Origin of the sequence: Natrinema gari JCM 14663, assembly GCF_000337175.1 — an archaeon.
In the GTDB taxonomy this organism is placed as follows: domain Archaea; phylum Halobacteriota; class Halobacteria; order Halobacteriales; family Natrialbaceae; genus Natrinema; species Natrinema gari.
The window spans coordinates 1-19,854 of the sequence record NZ_AOIJ01000040.1; the positions used below are offsets into that span (position 1 = coordinate 1).

At 63.5% G+C, this 19,854-nt stretch carries 22 protein-coding genes, 1 tRNA gene and 1 pseudogene; 8 read left to right on the forward strand and 16 right to left on the reverse strand.

Going from position 1 to position 19,854, the window contains the following annotated elements; translation table 11 throughout:
• A pseudogene (locus tag C486_RS05405) lies at positions 1-277 on the forward strand (MFS transporter); the annotation flags it as partial.
• A gap of 82 nt (positions 278-359) precedes the next feature.
• Entirely contained in the window at positions 360-1,445 is a 1,086-nt protein-coding gene (locus C486_RS05410; protein WP_008453910.1) for an alpha/beta hydrolase, read from the forward strand.
• 39 nt (positions 1,446-1,484) lie between these two features.
• Here the strand turns inward: C486_RS05410 and C486_RS05415 are convergent, their stop codons facing one another.
• The 8 genes from C486_RS05415 to C486_RS05450 form a co-directional block, all read right to left on the reverse strand.
• Entirely contained in the window at positions 1,485-2,309 is an 825-nt protein-coding gene (locus C486_RS05415; RefSeq protein WP_008453912.1) for a hypothetical protein, read from the reverse strand.
• A 77-nt stretch (positions 2,310-2,386) separates the two neighbouring features.
• Positions 2,387-3,160, reverse strand: coding sequence for a diphthine synthase (gene dph5, locus C486_RS05420; protein WP_008453914.1), 774 nt, complete (start codon positions 3,158-3,160; stop codon positions 2,387-2,389).
• A 70-nt stretch (positions 3,161-3,230) separates the two neighbouring features.
• Positions 3,231-3,620: a RidA family protein gene (locus tag C486_RS05425; RefSeq protein ID WP_008453917.1), complete on the reverse strand. Its 390-nt coding sequence runs from the start codon at positions 3,618-3,620 to the stop codon at positions 3,231-3,233.
• An 81-nt stretch (positions 3,621-3,701) separates the two neighbouring features.
• Entirely contained in the window at positions 3,702-4,169 is a 468-nt protein-coding gene (locus C486_RS05430) for a Rieske (2Fe-2S) protein (protein ID WP_008453919.1), read from the reverse strand.
• 94 nt (positions 4,170-4,263) lie between these two features.
• The gene (locus C486_RS05435; protein WP_008453921.1) at positions 4,264-5,172 is read right to left on the reverse strand and encodes an FAD-dependent oxidoreductase; all 909 of its coding nucleotides are present in this window, start codon (positions 5,170-5,172) and stop codon (positions 4,264-4,266) included.
• Positions 5,169-6,347 carry an ABC transporter substrate-binding protein gene (locus C486_RS05440; RefSeq protein ID WP_008453923.1) on the reverse strand — a complete coding sequence of 393 codons (1,179 nt, stop codon included), beginning with the start codon at positions 6,345-6,347 and terminating at the stop codon, positions 5,169-5,171. Before C486_RS05440 ends, C486_RS05435 begins: the two co-directional genes overlap by 4 nt.
• The gene (locus tag C486_RS05445; RefSeq protein WP_083866001.1) at positions 6,344-7,537 is read right to left on the reverse strand and encodes an ABC transporter substrate-binding protein; all 1,194 of its coding nucleotides are present in this window, start codon (positions 7,535-7,537) and stop codon (positions 6,344-6,346) included. Before C486_RS05445 ends, C486_RS05440 begins: the two co-directional genes overlap by 4 nt.
• Positions 7,538-7,756: 219 nt before the next feature.
• The gene (locus C486_RS05450; protein WP_008453926.1) at positions 7,757-8,887 is read right to left on the reverse strand and encodes a FecCD family ABC transporter permease; all 1,131 of its coding nucleotides are present in this window, start codon (positions 8,885-8,887) and stop codon (positions 7,757-7,759) included.
• 509 nt (positions 8,888-9,396) lie between these two features.
• On the opposite strand from C486_RS05450, the gene C486_RS05455 reads away from it, so the two are divergent.
• On the forward strand, positions 9,397-10,389 hold the full coding sequence (locus tag C486_RS05455) for a class I SAM-dependent methyltransferase (protein ID WP_008453928.1): 993 nt from the start codon (positions 9,397-9,399) through the stop codon (positions 10,387-10,389).
• Positions 10,390-10,498: 109 nt separating this feature from the next.
• Positions 10,499-10,572: transfer RNA gene (locus C486_RS05460), tRNA-Thr, on the forward strand.
• A 968-nt stretch (positions 10,573-11,540) separates the two neighbouring features.
• On the opposite strand, the gene C486_RS05465 is transcribed toward C486_RS05460, so the two are convergent.
• The 3 genes from C486_RS05465 to trxA form a co-directional block, all read right to left on the reverse strand.
• A complete protein-coding gene (locus tag C486_RS05465; protein ID WP_008453932.1) occupies positions 11,541-11,834 on the reverse strand; it encodes a PadR family transcriptional regulator in 294 nt (97 codons plus the stop codon).
• A 356-nt stretch (positions 11,835-12,190) separates the two neighbouring features.
• On the reverse strand, positions 12,191-13,228 hold the full coding sequence (locus C486_RS05470; protein WP_008453934.1) for an NAD(P)/FAD-dependent oxidoreductase: 1,038 nt from the start codon (positions 13,226-13,228) through the stop codon (positions 12,191-12,193).
• Positions 13,225-13,584 (reverse strand): thioredoxin, encoded by a 360-nt coding sequence (gene trxA / locus C486_RS05475; RefSeq protein ID WP_008453935.1) that lies wholly within the window; start codon positions 13,582-13,584, stop codon positions 13,225-13,227. The genes C486_RS05470 and trxA overlap by 4 nt, the downstream gene beginning before the upstream one ends.
• A 530-nt stretch (positions 13,585-14,114) precedes the next feature.
• On the opposite strand from trxA, the gene C486_RS05480 reads away from it, so the two are divergent.
• Positions 14,115-14,498 (forward strand): DUF302 domain-containing protein, encoded by a 384-nt coding sequence (locus C486_RS05480; protein ID WP_008453937.1) that lies wholly within the window; start codon positions 14,115-14,117, stop codon positions 14,496-14,498.
• A gap of 66 nt (positions 14,499-14,564) precedes the next feature.
• On the opposite strand, the gene C486_RS05485 is transcribed toward C486_RS05480, so the two are convergent.
• Entirely contained in the window at positions 14,565-14,990 is a 426-nt protein-coding gene (locus C486_RS05485; RefSeq protein WP_008453939.1) for a universal stress protein, read from the reverse strand.
• A gap of 130 nt (positions 14,991-15,120) precedes the next feature.
• Positions 15,121-16,269, reverse strand: coding sequence for an MBL fold metallo-hydrolase (locus C486_RS05490; protein ID WP_008453941.1), 1,149 nt, complete (start codon positions 16,267-16,269; stop codon positions 15,121-15,123).
• Between the two features lie 314 nt (positions 16,270-16,583).
• Between C486_RS05490 and C486_RS05495 the strand changes: the two genes are divergently transcribed.
• Positions 16,584-16,874, forward strand: a complete 291-nt coding sequence (locus C486_RS05495; RefSeq protein WP_008453943.1) for a YgaP family membrane protein — start codon at positions 16,584-16,586, stop codon at positions 16,872-16,874.
• Positions 16,875-17,017: 143 nt separating this feature from the next.
• Positions 17,018-17,467 carry a pyridoxamine 5'-phosphate oxidase family protein gene (locus C486_RS05500; protein WP_008453944.1) on the forward strand — a complete coding sequence of 150 codons (450 nt, stop codon included), beginning with the start codon at positions 17,018-17,020 and terminating at the stop codon, positions 17,465-17,467.
• Positions 17,468-17,711: 244 nt separating this feature from the next.
• Here C486_RS05500 and C486_RS05505 read toward each other — a convergent pair whose 3' ends face one another.
• The gene (locus C486_RS05505) at positions 17,712-17,900 is read right to left on the reverse strand and encodes a hypothetical protein (RefSeq protein WP_049888512.1); all 189 of its coding nucleotides are present in this window, start codon (positions 17,898-17,900) and stop codon (positions 17,712-17,714) included.
• Positions 17,901-18,127: 227 nt separating this feature from the next.
• On the opposite strand from C486_RS05505, the gene C486_RS05510 reads away from it, so the two are divergent.
• Entirely contained in the window at positions 18,128-18,772 is a 645-nt protein-coding gene (locus C486_RS05510) for an SOUL family heme-binding protein (protein ID WP_008453948.1), read from the forward strand.
• A 15-nt stretch (positions 18,773-18,787) separates the two neighbouring features.
• Here C486_RS05510 and C486_RS05515 read toward each other — a convergent pair whose 3' ends face one another.
• Positions 18,788-19,228, reverse strand: a complete 441-nt coding sequence (locus tag C486_RS05515) for a universal stress protein (protein WP_049910190.1) — start codon at positions 19,226-19,228, stop codon at positions 18,788-18,790.
• A 163-nt stretch (positions 19,229-19,391) separates the two neighbouring features.
• On the reverse strand, positions 19,392-19,811 hold the full coding sequence (locus C486_RS05520) for a universal stress protein (protein WP_008453953.1): 420 nt from the start codon (positions 19,809-19,811) through the stop codon (positions 19,392-19,394).
• Positions 19,812-19,854 lie beyond the last annotated feature (43 nt).

Here is a 19,854-nt window from a genome sequence, read left to right on the forward strand (position 1 = left end):
CCTCGCGCCATCAGAGATGTGTATAAGAGACAGGGAAGCGATCTCGGCGTACACGCCGGCCGACGCGAGGGGACTCTCCTTCGGCTACACGTACACCGCGATCTTCGGGGTCGGGGCGCTCGGATCGTCGCTCGCGGGGCTGCTTCTGACGCGATCGACGCCGACGGCGCTGTTCGCCGTCGTCGCCGCCTGCGCCGTGATCGCCGCCGTCATCGGCGGGACGCTCCGTCGCCGCTCCGCGCGGCGGCCTCGAGACGGCGTCACCGCGGACGATTGAGCCGTCGCAGTGGGTCGACCGACTGGCTCAGCCACCGAGCCTCGGCCCGGGAGTTATCAGGGGAGCCGTAGTACCGGCGGCCATGCCTCGAGACGACACCCTCGCCGGGGTCGACTCGCGAACCGTCGACACCGGCCGCCTCGACACGCACTTCCTCGAGTCGGGCGGTCACGGTCGAGCCACTGACGGTGGCCGGACGATCGTCTTTCTCCACGGCAACGTCTCGTCCTCGCGGTTCTTCGAGGACGTACTGGCGGCGCTCCCGGGGCGTCACCGCGCGATCGCGCCCGATCTACGAGGGTTCGGTGATTCGGAGCCGAAACCGGTCGACGCGACGAACGGGCTCGGCGACTTCGAAGCCGACGTTCGTGCGCTGGTCGCCGAACTCGGCCTCGAGAGGCCCGTCGTTCTCGTCGGCTGGTCCAACGGCGGCGGGGTCGCCATGCGGTACGCGATCGACCACCCGGCCGATGTCGCCGAGCTCGTGCTCGTCAATCCGCTCTCGCCGTACGGCTTCGGCGGGACGAAAGACACTGTGGGGACACCGTGTTTCGACGATTACGCCGGCTCCGGCGGCGGGCTCGGTAGCGACAGGTTCGTCGCGGGGCTGGCGAACCGCGACCGGAGCGAGGAGGGCCGCGCCGCGCCGCGAAAGGTACTGCGAACCTACTACGTCGATCCGACCTACGAGTTCGACGACAATCGGGAGGAATCGTATCTGACGGGGATGCTCGACACGGCGACCGGTGACGCGCACTATCCGGGCTCGTGGGAGTCGAGCGACAACTGGCCCGGCATCGCACCGGGTGAAACCGGCGTGAACAACGCCATCTCGCCCAAATACTGCGATCTCGAGGCGATTACCGAAATCGATCCCGACGAGAAACCGCCCGTGCTGTGGCTCCGCGGCGATTCGGACCAGATCGTCTCGAACGCCTCCCTGTTCGATCTCGGGACGCTGGGCCGAATGGGTGAACTACCCGATTGGCCCGGCGAGGACGTCTTCCCGCCCCAGCCGATGGTCGACCAGACCCGCGCCGTCCTCGAGACCTACGCGGATCGCGGCGGCGAGTTCGAGGAGGTCGTCTTCGGCAACACGGGCCACACACCGCATCTCGAGGTCCCTGGCGACTTCACCGACCGGCTCGAGGCCGTCCTGCACGGCTGAGGGGATTTGACACGCCCGTGTTCAGATTTCTGGCCGGCGCTACGGGCGGGCGTTTCGCGCCGGCGTCGCGTCCCGTTCTGCTTCCGCTTCTGCTTCGTCGGTCGCTCCCTCGCTGCGCATCGATCGCAGGGTCGACAGGCCGCCGTTTCGGGTCACCCCCTTCGAGATTCTGACGCCGTCGAACGTCCCCTCCCAGCGGCTGTCGCTCGCGCCGAGGTGATCCATGTAGTACGCGAACGCACTGAGCCACAGGAGGACGGCCGTGAGTGCGAGGAAGGCGATCCCCGAGACGATCGGGGACGGGCCGACCGCGCCGACCGCGATGCCGGCGACGACGTAGACGAACGCAGCGATCACCATGAGGACGGTGATCGTCGCGAACATGTCGTTGACGGCCGTCACCCGAGCGTTGTGCTCGATCCAGCGCCCGTAGCTGCGAAGCAGTCGCACTTCGAACCGATCCGCGTCGGCCGCGGGATCGGCTCGAGCCGTCGCGAGGGCGACATCGACCGCATCGCCGTCGATGCCGCCCCTGAGGTTCGAGGCAGTGTACGTCACGCCGGCGAGTCCAGTCGACGCAAGCAGGAGGAGCGCGCTGGCGATCGTAAAGAGGTTGATGAAGGGATCGACATCGAGTTGCGTCTGGACGACGATCGAACCGCCCGTGACGACCAGCCCGATCAACAGGAGGTTCGCCTTCAGGATCTCGATCGCTTTCTCGTCGATCTCTTGGATGCGCTCGACCTGATAGTCGAACGTGAGTCGAAGTTCTTCCCGGGCCAGCTCGAGGGGCTCTCGGTCGAGGTCATCCCCCGCCATCGGCGATCCGTTGGGATCGGGCTCCCCGTCGTCCCGACTATTCATCGGTCATCGTTTTTCACTCCGATGGTAAATAACCGCCTCCGATCCCGATCGAACCACCGCCGTCCGACGGATCGATTTCAGGCGATCTCGAGGGCGTCCCGATCGGCCCCCGCCAGTTCGACCAGTGCGTCGGCCTCGAGCAGGTGACACTCGCCTGGCACGACGAGCAGATGCAGCGGATCGCCGAACTCCCGAGTCGCCAGTTCGGACATCGTCCCGGCCTCGACGAGCGGCTCGGGACTGCCCGCACGGGCGACGACGACGCCCACGAGGTCGGGATAGTCGGTCGCGAGTAGTTCCGCACCGACATCGGCAGTCATGAACTCCCCGCGCTCCGCTTTGATGTCCAGATAGACGACCGTATGCAGGCCGTCGGCCCGGTTGTCGTCGATCGTCTCCGTCACGCTCGCGGGGAGGCCATCGGCCCCGTGGGCGTAGGGAAACGGCAGCGTCGTCGCCGGTCCGAAGCGGTAGTTCTGCAGGCCGGTCAGCGCGCTGGTAGCCGTCTGGGCGGTGACGCCGTTGATCACGCGGGTCTCGATCCCGCGGTCGTGGGCCCGCAGGCGGAGGTCGACGTGGGTCGTCGAGATCATCGTGTCGCCCGCGGTGAGGAACGCGACGTTCTCGCTCTCGGCCGCCTCGAGCATGTCGTCGGGGTGTTGTTCGACGCCAGCGCGGTCCCGGGTCTCGATCTCGATGTCGTGGTAGGACTCGAGGTCCTCGATGGTCGTTCCGATCAGTTTACTCGTGTAGAATTCGGCGTAGACGCGGTCGGCCGCCCGAAGCGCCTCCCGTCCCTCGACGGTGATCGAGCGCTCGTCGTAGAGACCGAGACCGATGAAGGTGAGCATAGGCGGTCGTACTGCCAGCACCCGGAATACCCTTTCGAGACGACTCACGATCCCCCGGCGTTCGGACTCGCTACTCGTCGACGGTTGCGACCGCTTCGATTTCGACCAGGTGTTCGGGATCGATCAACCGCTGTACCTCGACCATGCTACACGCCGGACGAACGTCCGCGAAGAACTCGCCGTGTGCCTCGCCGACCGCCTCCCAGTCCTCGATGTCGGTCACGTATATGCGCGTGCGGACGACATCCTCGAGCGTTGCACCCACCTCCTCGAGTGCGTCCTCGATGAGCTCGAGCGCACGGACGGTCTGGGCGTACGGATCCCCGGGAGCAACGACGGTACCGTCCTCGGCGGTCGCCGTCGTTCCCGAGACGTGTACCTGTGACTCGGTGCGGATAGCGCGGGAGTACCCGACTCGCGGTTCCCACTCGGTACCACTCGAGACCGTCTCTCTGTCCATGTGCTAATCTCGAGACAAAGCGTGAAAAACACCTGCCAGACGCCGTGGCCGCGCTCGTCCTCGATGGCCGGTTGGTTCGAGTCAGAAGCCGATGTGCGATGTCGATGCGGGACCGTCGTCGTTTCCGTCGTCCCCGTCGTCGATCCCGCCTGCGTGGGCGAACGTCAGGTCGTCGTCGGTCAGGTAGACGACGCCGTCATCGACGCTGATATCGACGGACGGCAGCGTCGTCTCGGCCGCCTCCCCGTTATCGCAGTAGCCCGAACACGCGTCGAACATCGAGCCGTGTTTCGGACAAATGAGGTGGCCGTCACGCATCGCGACGCCACGTCCCGTATCGAACCGCTGAGCTTCGTGGGTGCAGCGATTGATCCACGCTGCGACGCCGTCGTCCCCGGACCGACTGCTCGTCGAGTCGTGCTCGACACTGTCCTCGCAGGGGACGAGGACTGCTTCGTCCGGTTCACCGTACTGATCCCGAACCGTAAACAGCCACGATCGATTCTCGGAGACCGTCTCGACGGTCGTGAGTCGCGTCCGGTCGTTCATCTCGAGCGAACAGTATGGGCGTCGAATAGAAAACGCTCCCGGCGGCGTCACAATCACAGCACCCCCGGCCGGACGACGACCCCGTACCGATCGCTCACTCGCTCTCGATGTCCCGTGCCGCCTGGCGGATCAGGTCGTCGTCGATGTGCTCGAGCAGTCGTTTCTGCCCGCGCTCGGTCCGGCGCTCGATCTCGGCCGCGGAGAGATGCGTCGCGAGCCTGCGGTCGACCTCCCGCTCGCGGAGTGCGGCGAGTCGCGCCGCCTCGAGGCCGTGATCGTCGGGCAATCGCTCGTCGAAACGCTCGCCCACCTGCTCGCGGTCGCTCCGCTCGTCGTCGAACTCCGCCGCTCGACGCATCCAATCGTAGTGGTTCGCTATCGGGTCGGGATAGCCCCGCTCTCGTCGAACGGCCTCGACGACGGTGATTCCCACGCGCGTGCCGCGTCCGGCGGCCATACTCGCCTGGTAGCCGGTCTCGCCGTACGGTGACGCGACGAAGAGCCCGTCGACCGGCGTGGTCCCGTCGCTCTCGGCGTAGCGCTTGTCGAAGTGCTCGCGTTCCGCGCCGCCGTACTCGACCGTCTCGAACATCGCCGTCTCGTCGTCGAGTCCGCGCATGTACTCGCCGTCGTAGCGCGTTGCCGCGATCACCCGGCGAGCGGTGACCCCATCCCCGTCCTGCGTGCGAACGCGGAACCCCTGGTGATCCTCGGCGCGCTCGAGTGACTCGACGAGGTCGGCGACGATCTCACACCCCGCCTGCTCGGCGTGGTCGTGTATCAGTCCATACAGCGTCTCGATGTCGATCCCCGCCGGGAAGCCGAGGTAGTTCTCGAGGTAGGCACAGCGCCGAATCGAGGACCGCCCGCGGTCGAAGACGACCGTGTCCAGACCGTATCGAGCGGTGACGACGCCGGCTGCACAGCCCGCGGGACCGCCGCCGATCACGACGACGTCGTGATCTACCGCCTCCGCCGCATCGCCCGTCTCCGACGCCCTCATGGTTCGAACGCTCCGGTGACGATATCCGCGACCGCCTGGCGGTCGAACAGGTCGTTGTTACTGGTGACATCGCCGAACGTTTCCGGGTAGAGTTGTTTCGCCCCGCGTTCGGTCAGGAAGAGATTGTGGATCGGTCCCTGACGGAGATAGCCACCCCGATAGACGCGGCCGTTCCTGACGGCCGTCAGTTCAGTAGCGATGGGGTGGTCTCGCATGTACTCGAGGACCGTTTCGCGGAACGCCGACGCTGACTTTTGTTCGTGCCCGCGAACGAGGAGGACGTCGGGATCGATCTCGAGAAGGGTTTCGTAATCGAGCTCGCTGCGGTTCTCGGTGCTGAGATTCTCGATGCCGGTGCCGGTGAGCGCGTCCGCAACGCCGAGGTCGGTCCACTGTTTTTTGCTCGTTCCCCCATCGTTGAGTCGGTAGGGCGAGAACGTCTCCGGTTCGTCCGTTCCTTCGTACGTCAGCAGGACGTTCGGGCGCTCGTCCGCGGGCGGAATTCGCGACCGAATGTCGGCGATAAACTCGTCGTGAAGTCGTTTGAGGGCCTCGAACCGCTCTCTCTCCTGAAACAGTGTCGCCATCTTTTCGAACGCCTGGTACAGCGTGTAGTATCGGTACTCGTGCCAACTGTCGGACTGTCTGAAAATCATGTTCCCGACGAACGGGCCGACCGCGTCGCTGAGTTCGTCGATATCGGATCGCTCCCAATCGAACCAGTTGCGTAGCATTCCGGTATCGATGACGTGGACATCGCTGTCCATCTCGTAGAACAGTTCTTTGTCCATCCCCGCCTCGACCAAGTCGTTCGTCGCGATCCGCTCGCGATCGACGCTCACTCCCGGGAGTTCATCATAGATCTCGGTATAGTACTCACTGGCCTGACCGATCCCGGTCAGTCCGTCCGCCTGCCCCAGCGCAACACCCATATCGGCGTAATCCCCGCCGTATGGAACCCATTTCGTCGGGACGGATTTGAACGTCACCTCACCCATCGGTTCCATCGTTACCGAGTGCGAGCCGTTCGTGGTCGTGGATCGGGCAGGCTGTTCGCGCTGGCCAACGAGGTCCGAACAGCCTGCGAGGGACACGCCGGCCACGAGCGTCCCGCCGTATTTGAGTGCGTCTCTGCGCGTCGGTACCGCGGTCGTGTTAGTGCTTTCGTCGGTCATGCGTTGCTGTCTCCGGTGATGATGTCGGCAACCGCTTGTCGGTCGAACAACTGTTCGTCAGCGGGAATCTCGGGATACGGACCCTCGGAATAGGCCGGCCACTCGCCGAACTGTTCGGGATAGAGCTGTTTGGCCGTCATCTCGAGTTGGAACAGGTTCAGGATCGGCCCTTGATACCGCGCCCCCTGGGCGTAGACTCGATCGGCGTCGACCGCGGCGAGGTGCTGTCCGACAGCGTGGGACCGTAACCCCGCTCGGATCCCGGACATATCCGTTTCTGGGTGCATCCCGCCCAGTGTGAAGATGACGTCCGGATCCGCCTCGAGCAGCATCTCCATGTCGACTACGTCACCGGAGGAAACCTCGTCACCGAAGGCATCGGTCGGCGCGAGCGGACGGATGTGTGCGGTCAGGAAGCCGGGCGTATCAACAGTGTAAACGTACGGCCTCTCGATGTCGCTGAACCCAGCCAGCACCGCGGTCGGACGGTCGCGTTCCGGGGGCAGGTCTGCTTCGATCGTCTCCAGCAGGTTCGTGTGGATCGTCGAGAGCGCCTCGTACCGTGACTCCTCTCGGAATACTGTCGCGACCTTCTCGAACATCCCCCAGAGGGTATAATACTGGTAGCGGTCAACCCAGTCGGCTGGCGGCTGGGCACGTCTATCGCTGAATTTGTTCCCGAACCACGGTGCAATGCGTTCTCGTACCTCCTTGATGTCCGCGGCGTCCCAGCTACCCAGGGCGGTCACGCTCGCCGGGTCGGCGAGATGAATATCGCTGTCGAGTTGGTAGAGCGTCTCCTTGTCCGGTTCCCAGGACGAGTACAACCCGCTCCAATCCACCGTGACACCGGGAAGTCGGTCAGTGAATTGGGCCCACAATCGATCGTAGTACTCGGGTGCGTGCATCGCGTTCACGTCGTCCCCGCGTCCGAGGGCGAACGCCATCCCCGCCAGGTGGGTCAGACGCGTGAATATACTCACTGGTGGCGAGTCGAACTCGACGGCTCCCATCGGGGCCATTGTAACCGAATACGAACCGCCGCTGGACTGTCCCGCGGTCTCGTCTCCCTTGTCCTGACCGGCTAGATCCGAACATCCCGAGATGGTGACACCGGCTGTGAGCGTCATGCCGTATTTGAGTGCATCCCTGCGCGTCGGTGGCTCGCGTCTCGTTTCGCCTCCCATCATGGTTTAGGTTCGCCTAAAATCTAATAAACTCTCTGTTTTAGGCCATCCTAAATCAATGGGTCGCAATCGTCCGCTCCACGAGGGCGGATCGACGATCGTCTCGACTGTCTTGACAGTTCGCACGTTTTGGGCAAGCACCAGCGTCGTCCGGTCGGCGGGTTTCGAAGGGAGCCTCGGCCAGGTGATCCGTTGGTATGCTCGCCTGACACCCGTTCACCGTCAGATTTCACCCATGTTTTCCTGTTTTCGCATCAGATAGAGGAAGTACGGACCACCGAGGAGACCGGTGACGATGCCGACGGGGACCTGGGTGGGATTCAGTGCGAGTCGCGCGCCCACGTCGGCACTGACCATCAGCGCCGGACCGACGAACAGACAGCCGACGATCAGCTTCTTCGAGTCGCTTCCGACGAGGTTTCGCACCATGTGCGGGACGATGAGGCCGACGAAGCCGACGATGCCAGCGACCGCGATGCTCGCCGCCGCCGCGAGGACCGCGACGCCGGACAGCGCGAACCGGACCTTCTCGATCGACATCCCCAGCGATTTCGCCGTCCGTTCGCCAAGAAGGAGGACGTTCATCTGGCGCGACCCCGCGATGGAGAGCAAGACGACTACGACCGTCCACGGAAGCACGAGTCGGACCTGTTCCCAGTCCGTCCCGGTGAGCGACCCCGTGGTCCACGCGATGGCCGACTGGACGATGCCGATATCGTCCGCGAAGAAAAACAGCGCCGTCTGGAGCGAACCGAAGATCGTCCCGACGATGACCCCTGCGAGGACCAGCCGAACCGGGGAGGTGCCGTTCTTCCAGGCGATCACGTAGACGATGAGAAAGGCACCGGCTCCTCCCAGAGCGGCGATCAACGGAAGAAACGCCGTCAGACTCCCGAACACGACGAGCGTGAGTAGGATCAGCAATCCCGCACCGGAAGAGACACCGAGAATGAACGGGCTCGCGAGTTCGTTCCGAGTGACGGCCTGGAAAATCGCCCCGGAGACGCCGAGGTTCACTCCGACGAGGGCCCCAACCACGACCCGTGGAAGCCGAATGTTCCAGACGATGAGACTTTCCTGGCTCATCTCTGGCATCGCCTCCCCCAGCAAGAAAGCGTCCCAAGCCTGCGGATTGAACACGACATTCGGGTTGAATACCGCACGCCACGCATCGAGGAACGTCATCGAGTACGTACCGAAACTCACCTGGATCAACCCCCCGGCGACGACGATAGCGAGACTACCGAGCACCACCGAAAGGAGTGCCGGATCGAAGAGCCAACCGACCCGCGTCTCGTTTCGCGCCGATGTCGCGGTTCGATCCGTCTCGACGTGCGAGCGTTCCCCACTCATCGCGAATCCCCATCGAGTGGTTCGACTGGGATCGTGTGCGAGACTCGGTCTCGTCTTCGGTTTGCCGCCCCGTCGTCACCGGAAGACGCCGAACACCTCGAGAGCGACACGCCACCAAGGACTGGCGTGTCGTATTTTCGGTGGTGTCGACCAGCCGGTGTACTGATATCCCCGAATTCGATCATCGTGTTGGTTTTAGGCCAACCTAAAGAATAAAACCGTTCCGGTTTTAGGCCAGCCTAATACGGGTTTTCGCAGCGGGGACTACCGTATCGCGGCCACACTGACGATCCCGGCCGGAAGGGCACAGCCACACTGGGACATTCGTCGTCGGGTACGGTGCTCTCGTGGACGATTTCGTCGGTTCGGATCGACTCGGCCGTCCGAACTTGGCCGCCGCCGGCCGCGGGCCGATTTGGTCTCGCAGTAATTGATTTCTGCAGAGGGCTGTGCTCTTACAGTGCCGGCGCAAACGTCAGCGTTACGGCGACTCGCCGGTCAGTTCGGGTATGGATGTCCCGTGCGTTCGCGTCGCTCCCGAAGCTGGGGAAGCGACGCGTTCGACGCTCGCCGACGCGGATCTGATCGACGACGAATACGAGATCGCCGTCGACGACGGCTGGCTCTACGTCCCAGTCGTCGATCCCGACGCTGCCCGGACGACGCTCGCCGACGATGTCGAGATCGTTTCGCGGACGGTATCGGCCCGCGACCAGCAGACCATGCCCGCGGACCTCCTCGAGGTCGACCCCTCCTACGAGCGCCTCGGACGGGCTGCTCTCATCGACGAGGACGACGCCGACCGTGCGCGGGCGATCGCGGATGCGGTCCTCGAGTCGGACCTCCCCGTCGAGACGGTCCTGAACAAGGCCTCGAAGGTCAAAGGTGAGACTCGGGTTCGGGACTGGGAGTTGCTCGCGGGCGACAACACCGAAGTCGTCCACCGGGAGTACGGCTGTGAGTTCCTGTTGGACCTCGCCGCGGTGTACTTCTCGCCACGGCTCGCGACCGAACGACACCGCGTGGCCGAGCAGGTCGCCGCAAGCGAGCACGCCTTCGATCTGTTCGCCGGCGTGGGCCCCTTCGTGATTCCGTTCGCGAAACGCGGCGCGGAGTGTGTCGGCGTCGATATCAACGCGGACGCGATCGACTACCTCCGCGAGAACGCCCGCCGAAACGGCGTCGAGGACCGGGTGACCGCGATCAACGACGACGTCCGTGCCGTCGCCGCCGAGTACGAAGGCTGGGCCGACCGACTCGTGATGAACCTGCCCCACAGCGCCGACGCGTTCCTCGCGTCGGCCGTGACCCTGGCGGGCGACGACTGTACGCTCCACTATTACGACATTCAACACGAGGACGACCCCTTCGGACCGGGCGAACGCGCGATCCGTGCGGCCGCGGAACCGGCGTACGAGGTCAGCGTCGAAACCCGCCACACCGTCCGGTCGTACGCCCCACACGAACTGAACGTCTGTCTCGACGTTCGACTCGAGCGATAACGGGACGTTCCGGTCGCGGGCATCCGGACGCGTAACTCCGTCACACGACCGGATCGATTCGCAACCCTTATGCAGGGTATCGTCCCTACGAATAAACGCGAACGAGCGTGCCGGTGTAGCTCAGACTGGCAGAGCGAATCCTTCGTAAGGATTAGGTCGAGGGTTCAAATCCCTCCACCGGCTTACCTCCTCCATCTCAAAGTTTCTACCTGCAGGAATCTCAACTTCCGACGGTTCCGACACTGCTAACGATCTGAACGCGAGTTCGAAGACGCTTTTTGCGGCCCAAACGGGGTGTTGCAGCGTGAGTTCCGCGATCGACGGGTTCGGCCCTTCTGCGGAGCGCTCGGCTGCACGGACGATTCCGCCCTTGTCCACACTGAACGCGGCGAGGTGTACACCTGTGACGGCTGTGCTAAGGGCCACGAGGTGAATCCGGTATGTCCGCCTCGAGGACGGATATCTCGAGATCACGACCCACGACGAGCGTCCCCCAGAAGGCTCGAGTCCGAGTTCGGATGGGGTACCAGACGAGATTCCGTCTTGCAGTAACTAGTCAACTAACCCTCATCTCCCGTGTTGATAACGTTTCAGACAATTCACAATCGAAACTACTATACACGGAACATTGACTATATCTGGACATGTCTTCACCCTTTGACAGTCCAGTCGTTCGATACGGAATGGGCGCGAGTAGTGCTCTTATTCTGGTCTTTGTTGGGTTTTCGTTCCTTGACGGGTTAGCCCGATGGGTCGTACTTGGCTTTGCAGTTCTGGAGATCGTTGTCGCCCCGCAACTGATGAAATTGGCAACGTAGAATAACGTCTACGCGTTCTGAGGAGTTCTTGTAATCTCACTCAAGAGTACAATTTAGTAATGAGCGACCGCCGATGGCCCGGAGAAAGCTTGAACAGTTCGTACACTATTGCAACCGTCAGAGGCAACACCGAACGCTCGGTGGACAGACACCGCTCGAGGCGGTGCAGAACGAAACGGTGCCTGCCGATGGCCCGTCTCTTCTGGCTGACAATTGACCGCTAGAGTATAGGCGACATCCCCTGGCTCATCGAGAAAACCCGGAAGGACGGTCAGTCAACGGAGCAGACGGGTGAGACACGCTCAGTATTCGAGTCCCGGAGGGCTTGGTCGATCACTCCGAATCCGAAAACAACTCGCCGACGTACTGGTCTTCCCACTCCCGACGGGCCTCGAGTTCGCGCCGACCCCGAGCGGTGATCGTGTAGTAGTTCGTCCGCTGGTCGAGTTCGCCTTTCTCGACGAGGCCCTTGTCGACGATTTCGTCGAGATTCGGGTAGAGTCGTCCGTGGTGGATCTCCTTTTCGTAGTAATCCTCGAGTTCTTCCTTGATCGCGAGTCCGTGTGGATCATCCTGTCCCGCGATCGTGTACAACAGGTCGCGCTGAAAGCCGGTGAGATCGTACATATCGGACTTTCTGGTTACCGGCAGATAAGCATTCCGAGACCAGACGACAGAAAGAATATAGCGGATGGAACTCGCGTTCGGTCACGTATCGATGGGCGAAGAGCCGTCGAGACGGGGCCTCAAGCGGGGCTGTAAGCGCCATCCGTCACGAAGCAGCGTCCGCCCCGCTACCCGAACTGGTAGCGCGGACTGTCCGACGGAGTGATGGCGGTTCTGACGGCGTCGTGACTGTGTTACGGCTCGTGGGCTGCAGTACGGCTCACCGACCACACCCCGCTGTGATCGACCGATCGGTCAAGTACGTAACAGAGGCGTAATACCAGTCACAACAGCGAGTCCGAAGGGGCGAGAGACGGTTACGGCGAGCCCTCGACTGTGGCCGCGTCCGTGTGGGCGAGCGTTTCGAGATATGCCTCGGCATCCAACGCCGCCATACTCCCGGTGCCGGCGGCGGTAATCGCCTGCCGATACCGGGGGTCGGCTCCGTCTCCGGCGACGAAGACGCCCGCGACCTGCGTTTCGGTCGTCGCCCGGCCGGCGGCGTCCGATCGAGGCCGGAGATAGCCGCGCTCGTCCCGTTCCACGTCGGTTCCCGCGAGGAACTCGGTGTTCGGCGTGTGACCGATCGCATAGAACACGCCGCCGACGTCAACGGTTTCCCGCGCGAGATCGTCGTCGGCGTCGGCCTTGTCGCTGGGATGGCCGTCGGGGTGTGAAACGAGGGTCGCGCCGGTAACGCCCGCCTCCCGTGAGCCGTGAAGGGCCTCGAGCTCCGTGTTCCAGCGGAATTCGATGGCGTCGTGGTCGCGGGCGCGATCGGCCATGATCGCGGACGCGCGCAACTCCTCGCGGCGGTGAACGATCGTGACGCTGTCAGCGAACTTCGCGAGGAAGAGCGCCTCTTCCATCGCGCTGTCGCCGCCGCCGATGACGAGAACGTCGTCGCCGCGGTGGAACGCGCCGTCACAGGTCGCACACGTCGAGAGGCCGTAGCCCATCAGTTCGTCCTCGCCGTCGGCGCCGACCCAGCGAGCGCTCGCGCCGCTCGCAACGATCAGCGTCCGCGTTCGCAGGGTCGTCCCGTCGGAGAGTTCGAGTTCGAACGGGCGCTCCGCGAGCGTCGCGTTCTCGACCGTCCCGTGCGTGAATTCGGCCCCGAAACGCTCGGCCTGCTCCTTCCCGTTTCCGATTAGCTCCATCCCACCGATACCCTCGGGGAAGCCCAGGTAGTTCTCGATGTCGGTCGTCAGCGTCAGCTGGCCGCCCGGTTCGGGTCCCTCGAGCACCAGCGGCTCGAGGTCGGCTCGTGCGGCGTAGACGGCCGCCGAGAGGCCGGCGACGCCGGAGCCGACGATCACGACATCGTGCACAGTCGCGTCGGGTGGCCCACTCATTCAGTGTATCCCTCGATCAGGGTGCGGAGTCGGTCCGCCGGCAGCACGCCGGTGTGTTGTTCGACCTGCTCGCCGTCCGCAAAGAGGGCGAGCGTCGGGACGCCGCGAACGCCGAAGGCTCCCGCGAGCTGCTGGTGGTCGTCGACGTCGACTTTCGCGATCACGGCAGCCGTCTCGCCCGCCAGTCCCTCGAGAACCGGCTCGAGCATCTGACAGGGCCCACACCAGTCGGCGTAAAAGTCCACGAGGACGACATCGTGCGCTGCCGTGACGTCCTCGAGATGGGTCTCGCCCTCGATGGAGACCGGTTCGTCGATCGACTGTCCGGGAGTACCGCTGTCTGCATCAGTTGCCATCACGTCATCGTAGGAGCCAACGCCGTTTAAATGTTTTGTGCGTATTGCACAATACCACCACGAAGAGATAATCGAGTTCTCGACGAATAGCGGCCGGGATACGAGAGATGACCGTTCCATGCCGTTGACTCGAGTCACGTTCCCCGCGGCGATCAGAGCACGACTCACACAGTCGGGTGTGTGCTGTTCGCCAACTACTGGTTGCAAGATCCGGTCGACGCTCTCGAGGCGCGGACAGCACGGCAGAATACCCCGCCCGTGCTCCGACGTGATCGTCGGACGCGAGTCCCCGTCACCGGGAGTGCGGACACGGCAATGGGTTCGATCGCCACCGGAGCGCGTCTCCGCGTCCGGGGATCGCGGCGAGTCAGCGCGGGAAGGCGGCATTCGGACGGCGCGACGAGAAATCATGAGGATCGTCTTTCCTGCGGAGATGCGACGGTCTCGCCCCGACCCGATCGAACGGCCACTCGGTACGAACTTGCCGGTGTCGCCCCAACTATCTCCGTCGTTCGGAGTGACCTGACGGTATGTCGTATACGCTCCAGACGCGTGTCCACGGCGAGTTCGATGATGTCGTTTCGACGACGATCGACGCCCTCGAGGACGAGGGGTTCGGCGTTCTCTGTGACATCGACGTGCAGGAGACGCTACAGCAGAAACTCGACGAGAACTTCCGACAGTATCGGATCCTGGGCGCGTGCAATCCGGGGTTGGCCCACCAGGGACTCGAGGCCGACCTCGACCTCGGGACCTTACTCCCCTGCAACGTCGTCGTCTACGACGATGCCGACGATATCGTCGTCAGTGCGGTCGACCCGCAGCGGCTACTCGGTGTCGCTGACGACGACGCGCTCGACCCGATCGGTGCGGCTGCGTTCGAGCGCTTCGAGCGCGTTCTCGAGTCCCTGTAGCATCGCGGCCCGACCAGCGCACAGCAGACCGACCGCCGCTCGTGTCCGTTCCGCCCCCGGTCGCCACTACCGGACCACGAGGACGGAAACCGGTGAGCGGCGAACGACGGTTTCCGCGACGCTCCCGAGCAGAACGCGGGAGATACCCTCCTTTCCGTGGCTTCCGATGACGATCAGGTCGACTGATTCTTCCGCTGCCTGTGCGACGATGCGGTCATCCGGTTCACCCGTGACGACGTTCGTTTCGAGGCTGCGATCGTACTCGGTTGCGAGCTCCGTCGCTGTCTCGAGGATATCGGCCGCGTACTCCTCCACCTTCTCGGAAACGGGTAGCTGCAGTTCCGGACCGACGAGTTGTGCCCAGCGACCGTCCGGCATCTCGATGACGTATAGCGCGATGACGGTCGCGTCCGGGAATTCGTCGAAGGTCAACTCGAGGGCGTCCCTCGCCTGCGGTGTCCCATCGTACGGAACGAGAATTCGGTCGGCCATGACGAATGGATTCGACCACGCAGCATAAAATTGTCATCCTGATTTGACGGACGAAAAACCGAGTCCGATATCACGGAGTCGCCTGCCGACGCTGTTCGGGCAGTGGTCCCGTGTCCTCCTTTCGTCGGAGTCAAGCCGCGCAGTTGTTCGGGCCGAGTTCGAGGTCCGTCGCTTCGGACTCGTCTTCGGGCGGCTCCGTTCCCGTGTTGATTTCGATCACGCGCTCGTAGTTCGGCGGTTTGTCGGGGGCGTTCTCGACTACCCGCGCGACGAACTCGTCTTCGTCCAGTCCGAGCAGATCGAGGTCGTCGCGGAGGTCGCCCAGCCGAGCGCCGATCGGATCACCCGGCGAGCCGACCTCGTATCGGTTGTCCGCCGTGACCGACACGTGTCCCGGGAGGATTCGTGTCTCGTCCGGTACTTCGAGGATCGTCTCGTGGATCGAGTCGTAGAGCAGTTCGGCGCCATTCGTCGCCTCGTCATCGCCGAATTGAAGCTCCGTTCGGCCGACGGACTCGACGAACAGCGTGTCGCCGGTCAGCAGCGCCTCGCCGTTGACGCGGTAGTTGACCATCTCGGTCGTATGGCCCGGCGTGTGCAGCGTTTCGATCTCGATCGCGCCGATTTCGAGCGTCTCGCCGTCGGACAGCGGTTCGTAGTCGTACTCGACGCCCCTGTCGCTCGCCGTGGCGCCGAGATGGTAGGCGATGTCCAGCTCCGCCGCGAGTTTCGGGCCACCCGAGATGTGGTCGGCATGGACGTGCGTGTCGAGCACGCGCTCGATCGAGAGACCGGCCTCCTCGGCGACGATCTTGAACTGATCCGTTTGTCTGGTCGGATCGACGACGACTGCCGATCCGCCATGTTTCGATCCGACGACGTAGCCGAGACACCCCTTCGCCCGTCGCTGCAGTTGACGGACGATGAGGTCGTCGGGTTCGGTCTCGAGGGGTACGACCTCGTAGATCTTGCTCCAGTCTTCCATGCCGCCTTTCACGACGGACACGTCGTCGTAGCCGTGTTGCTCGAGTTCGAAGCTAAACGGCGTCGAGGTAAGCCCCTTGCCACAGATCGCGACGATCGGATCGCCGTCCCCGGCCGCCGCGATGCGCTCAAGGTCCGCGTCCGCGAGCTCGTCCCCCGGACGGAACGGGACGTTCTCGGCACCGTGGATCCGCCAGCCCTCGTAACTGTCCTCCGGGCGCGTATCGATGAGCGTGAACGGCTCGTTCGAATCGATCAGCTCGGCGAGCCGATCGGGATTAATCTGGTTCACCATTGGAATCGCCTTACAAGACTAGCTGGGACGAGGGCACCGATAGTTCTCCCGCCTGCACGAGCACCCCCAGCCACCGGCATCGGTTGCGATCGGCCTCGGAAAGACTGTTCGGTGGATGTATCGTGTGTTGCAGGACGCTCCGACGGCGGATCGAACGGAAGAAATCCGCCCGTCGATGGGTGCGGGACGTACTGGTTCACATCCCTTCGAAACCCCCGAGGCGAGTACCCGTTGCGACCGCTCGCAATATGTCTTCACATAGTAAAGAGACGCTATATACTCGGCCACCCTCTCTAGAGCTGGTGAACCGAATCATGCAAACGAACGTCGGCGGATTTGACCGCGGCGCACGGCTCGTCGTCGGCCCCCTCCTCGTCATCATCGGAATCGCGGCTCTCGGCGGAGTGGTCTCCCTGACGGCAGGGACGCTCGGACTCGCTCTCGCAACGATCGCGCTCGTCGCTGGCGCGGTGCTGACTACCACTGCAGTCACCCGGAAATGCCCCATGAACGCCCGCTTCGGTATCGACACGTCTCGAGACGGAGCCGAGTCCAGTGCTGAGCCCGAACGGGACGAAAACCGCAGGGCCGGGCGACTGAGCTGAGATCGAACACACGATTTTTGCAACGGGCTCCGAGCAGTGTCGCGACTATCGCGAACGGACGATCGGGCAGCATCGGTCTACCTGCTTGAACGTACGGTTCGCCGTAACAGGGTACTTTTTATGCCGCTACCGTCCGCGACAGTATGCAGGGCTTGCGCTGGCTGCGAATGAGTGAGGACGAAATGAACGACTTCCTCGGTCGAGGCGGAACAGGCGTCATTTCGTTCGCTACGGAACCGGACGAACCGCCCGTCTCCATCCCCGTCTCGTACGGGTTCAGTGCGGAGGTCGAGCGGTTCTACTTTCGTCTCTCCTTTCCACGGGAGAGCAGAAAAGATGACCTCATAGACCGGCACGTCTCCTTCGTTACGCACGGCGAGATCGACAATAGATGGCGAAGCGTCGTCGCCACTGGACAACTCTCAGACGTTTCCGATGCGCCGTACGAATCCGCCGAAATACAGGGGATGTGGTCGATCGAAATTCCGCTCGTCGACATTTTCGAGCGACCGCCGCGGGAAACGACGTTCCGGTATTTCAGCCTCGAGCCGGCGACCATGACGGGACGGAAAGAAACGAAGACCGACCCGTAGCGACGGGACACAGCGAGACGTCTGCCGGATTGAGGAGAGGCCTGACGACGGGAGCACCGATCGATATCGCACACGAACGCCGGCGTGTGCGGACGACCACGGACTCCCGATCGTCGACTCAGAATATGCGTTTCGGACGAGTCCGGGTATCCGTCGTGCGTGTCCCCGCCGTTGTCGTGCGAAGATGTCGACGATCAGAGGGCTACCTCGGATCGACGTCACCACTGTTCCGACGGACAGCGGCCTACTCCCAGAACGACGCGTTCCCCAGGCAGTAGAGAAACGCCACCCACCCGGTGAAGAGACCGGCGAGTATCACCAGGAAATCCGCCAACTTCGTCCCGAAAACGAAGTCGTATCCGATACCGATCGTCAGGAGACCCAACGCAATGCCGATCAAAATATGGCACCGACGTTCTGTCTGCGGTTCCATACACTGCTCTATCACGCTTCGCCACAAATAGTGTACTCGTTAACATGTTGTCTGTCAGTGATCCCATCACGATTCGAGGCGGCGTCTCCACCCCACGGAGAGAGCGTCGGCGGTCACGTCGCCGCCGCGGAATCAGACGACATGTGCATCGTTCGCCGTCCGGAATCGCCCGGACTCGAGGCTCTCGAACCCCACAGCGCTATTGCGTCGTGAGCTGTACGGGCCCTATGCGACCGATACGAACCCTGCTGCTCGGAGCTGGTGGCCTGCTTGCACTGTGGATCGGCTGGGGGGCGTACGTCAGCCACACGACCGAACGCGTTCCGTCGGAGACGCTGGCTCGCTTCGACGGCGTCGAGGTTCGTCGCTATCCACGGACGGTCCGCGCCGAAACGACGGCGCCGGACGATAGAACGGCGTTCAGACGACTCTTTTACTACCTCTCGGGCGCGAACGCGCGTGGCGAAGAGGTGGCGATGACCGCGCCGGTGACGACCCGCGGCGAGTCGATTTCGATGACCGCACCCGTCCGAACGGGGTCCGAGAGCGACGACGTGCGGATGGCCTTTTACCTCCCGTCGACGTACACGCCCGACACCGCCCCGACCCCGACTAACTCCGACGTTCGACTCGTCGTCGAACCGCCGCGAACGACCGCAGTGCGCCGCTTTTCGTGGTACGCGACGGACAAGCGCGTCGACCGGGAGCGGAGCCGACTGCTCGAGCACCTCTCACAGCGGGGCCTCGAGACGCGCGGCGAGCCGACGCTGCTCCAGTACAACGATCCGTGGACGCCGCCGTTCATGCGAACGAACGAGATCGAAGTCGCTCTCGAGGACGTTCCGGCGCGGGTTCGTCGTCCGACGCCGTAATCGGGGCCCGATCCGTCACCGAACGATCGTTACCGGGACCGGGGCTCGCCGTGCGACGGTTTCGGCCACGCTGCCGAGCAAAAGTCGGGCGACGCCGGAGCGGCCGTGGCTCCCCATGACGATGTGGTCGACGTCGTTCTCCGCGGCGAACTCGAGGATCGTTCGGGCGGTCGGGCCGGTGTCGACCGCGGTTTCGAGGACGGTGGTTTCGAGACCACCCGCGTCGTCGGCTCGGTCGCGGGCCCGCTCGCCGAGGGCTTTGCCGCGTTCGACGGCCCGGGCGTGGGTTTGCGCGTCGTAGTAGCCGCCGCCTCCGTAATCGCTGTACACCCCTTCCATCGGGTCGACGACGTGCAACGTCGTGATCGTCGCTCCGCCGTGATTCGAAACCGCGTGGTCGAATGCGGCCCAGGATTGGGGTGAGCCGTCGATCGGGACGAGGACGTGCATTCCCATACCGGAGGAACGTCCCGATCGGACAAGAACCTCGCCCGGACCCAGCGAGACGCTCGGTGCGCGACCGGACCGATAGTAGCAATTGAAACGAGTTATACACTGATCGCAACGCTGTCATGCGATCAGGTGTGCAATGACGTTCAGTTACTATGATAGTCCTCGCTCACGCGGTTAACACTGGCCGATCCGCCGATCGGACGATACGTTCGGCTGCGCTGCCGATCCGTTCGGTCCGCGCGTGGCTCTGTCCTTGATAGCCGATCACGATGAGATCGGCATCGAGTGCGTCAGCGGCACTGAGCGTTTCCTCCCAGGGACGACCGTGGCAGACATCCCACGTACACTCGATGCCGGCGTTGTCCGCGCGGTTGCCTAACTCTTTGAGCATCGCCTGCCCCTGTTCCTCGAGTTGGTTGAGCACGATCGCCGTACTACTCAACGCTGGCTCCCCGTACCGGTGAGTCTCTACGCAGTACAGCGCGTGCACGCGAGCGTCGTACCGATCTGCGAGCGCCAGGGCGTGTTCGACGGCGCGGTTCGCGGGATCGCTTCCGTCGGTCGGAACGAGAATCGTATCGTACATCGAACCACGCTGACGCACACCGGTGCCGGTGATATACCTTTCA

Bases quoted from the DNA above. Each gene is read 5' to 3' on its own strand.
- C486_RS05510 (WP_008453948.1), top strand. From the start codon at position 18,128: ATGCGACCGATACGAACCCTGCTGCTCGGAGCTGGTGGCCTGCTTGCA.
- C486_RS05470 (WP_008453934.1), bottom strand. From the start codon at position 13,228: ATGAGTGGGCCACCCGACGCGACTGTGCACGATGTCGTGATCGTCGGC.
- C486_RS05455 (WP_008453928.1), top strand. From the start codon at position 9,397: ATGGATGTCCCGTGCGTTCGCGTCGCTCCCGAAGCTGGGGAAGCGACG.
- C486_RS05520 (WP_008453953.1), bottom strand. From the start codon at position 19,811: ATGTACGATACGATTCTCGTTCCGACCGACGGAAGCGATCCCGCGAAC.
- C486_RS05480 (WP_008453937.1), top strand. From the start codon at position 14,115: ATGTCGTATACGCTCCAGACGCGTGTCCACGGCGAGTTCGATGATGTC.
- C486_RS05435 (WP_008453921.1), bottom strand. From the start codon at position 5,172: ATGAGGGCGTCGGAGACGGGCGATGCGGCGGAGGCGGTAGATCACGAC.
- C486_RS05495 (WP_008453943.1), top strand. From the start codon at position 16,584: ATGCAAACGAACGTCGGCGGATTTGACCGCGGCGCACGGCTCGTCGTC.
- C486_RS05440 (WP_008453923.1), bottom strand. From the start codon at position 6,347: ATGACCGACGAAAGCACTAACACGACCGCGGTACCGACGCGCAGAGAC.
- C486_RS05515 (WP_049910190.1), bottom strand. From the start codon at position 19,228: ATGGGAATGCACGTCCTCGTCCCGATCGACGGCTCACCCCAATCCTGG.
- C486_RS05505 (WP_049888512.1), bottom strand. From the start codon at position 17,900: ATGGAACCGCAGACAGAACGTCGGTGCCATATTTTGATCGGCATTGCG.
- dph5 (WP_008453914.1), bottom strand. From the start codon at position 3,160: ATGCTCACCTTCATCGGTCTCGGTCTCTACGACGAGCGCTCGATCACC.
- C486_RS05425 (WP_008453917.1), bottom strand. From the start codon at position 3,620: ATGGACAGAGAGACGGTCTCGAGTGGTACCGAGTGGGAACCGCGAGTC.
- C486_RS05500 (WP_008453944.1), top strand. From the start codon at position 17,018: ATGCAGGGCTTGCGCTGGCTGCGAATGAGTGAGGACGAAATGAACGAC.
- C486_RS05415 (WP_008453912.1), bottom strand. From the start codon at position 2,309: ATGAATAGTCGGGACGACGGGGAGCCCGATCCCAACGGATCGCCGATG.
- trxA (WP_008453935.1), bottom strand. From the start codon at position 13,584: ATGGCAACTGATGCAGACAGCGGTACTCCCGGACAGTCGATCGACGAA.
- C486_RS05410 (WP_008453910.1), top strand. From the start codon at position 360: ATGCCTCGAGACGACACCCTCGCCGGGGTCGACTCGCGAACCGTCGAC.
- C486_RS05485 (WP_008453939.1), bottom strand. From the start codon at position 14,990: ATGGCCGACCGAATTCTCGTTCCGTACGATGGGACACCGCAGGCGAGG.
- C486_RS05430 (WP_008453919.1), bottom strand. From the start codon at position 4,169: ATGAACGACCGGACGCGACTCACGACCGTCGAGACGGTCTCCGAGAAT.
- C486_RS05465 (WP_008453932.1), bottom strand. From the start codon at position 11,834: ATGTACGATCTCACCGGCTTTCAGCGCGACCTGTTGTACACGATCGCG.
- C486_RS05490 (WP_008453941.1), bottom strand. From the start codon at position 16,269: ATGGTGAACCAGATTAATCCCGATCGGCTCGCCGAGCTGATCGATTCG.
- C486_RS05445 (WP_083866001.1), bottom strand. From the start codon at position 7,537: ATGATGGGAGGCGAAACGAGACGCGAGCCACCGACGCGCAGGGATGCA.
- C486_RS05450 (WP_008453926.1), bottom strand. From the start codon at position 8,887: ATGAGTGGGGAACGCTCGCACGTCGAGACGGATCGAACCGCGACATCG.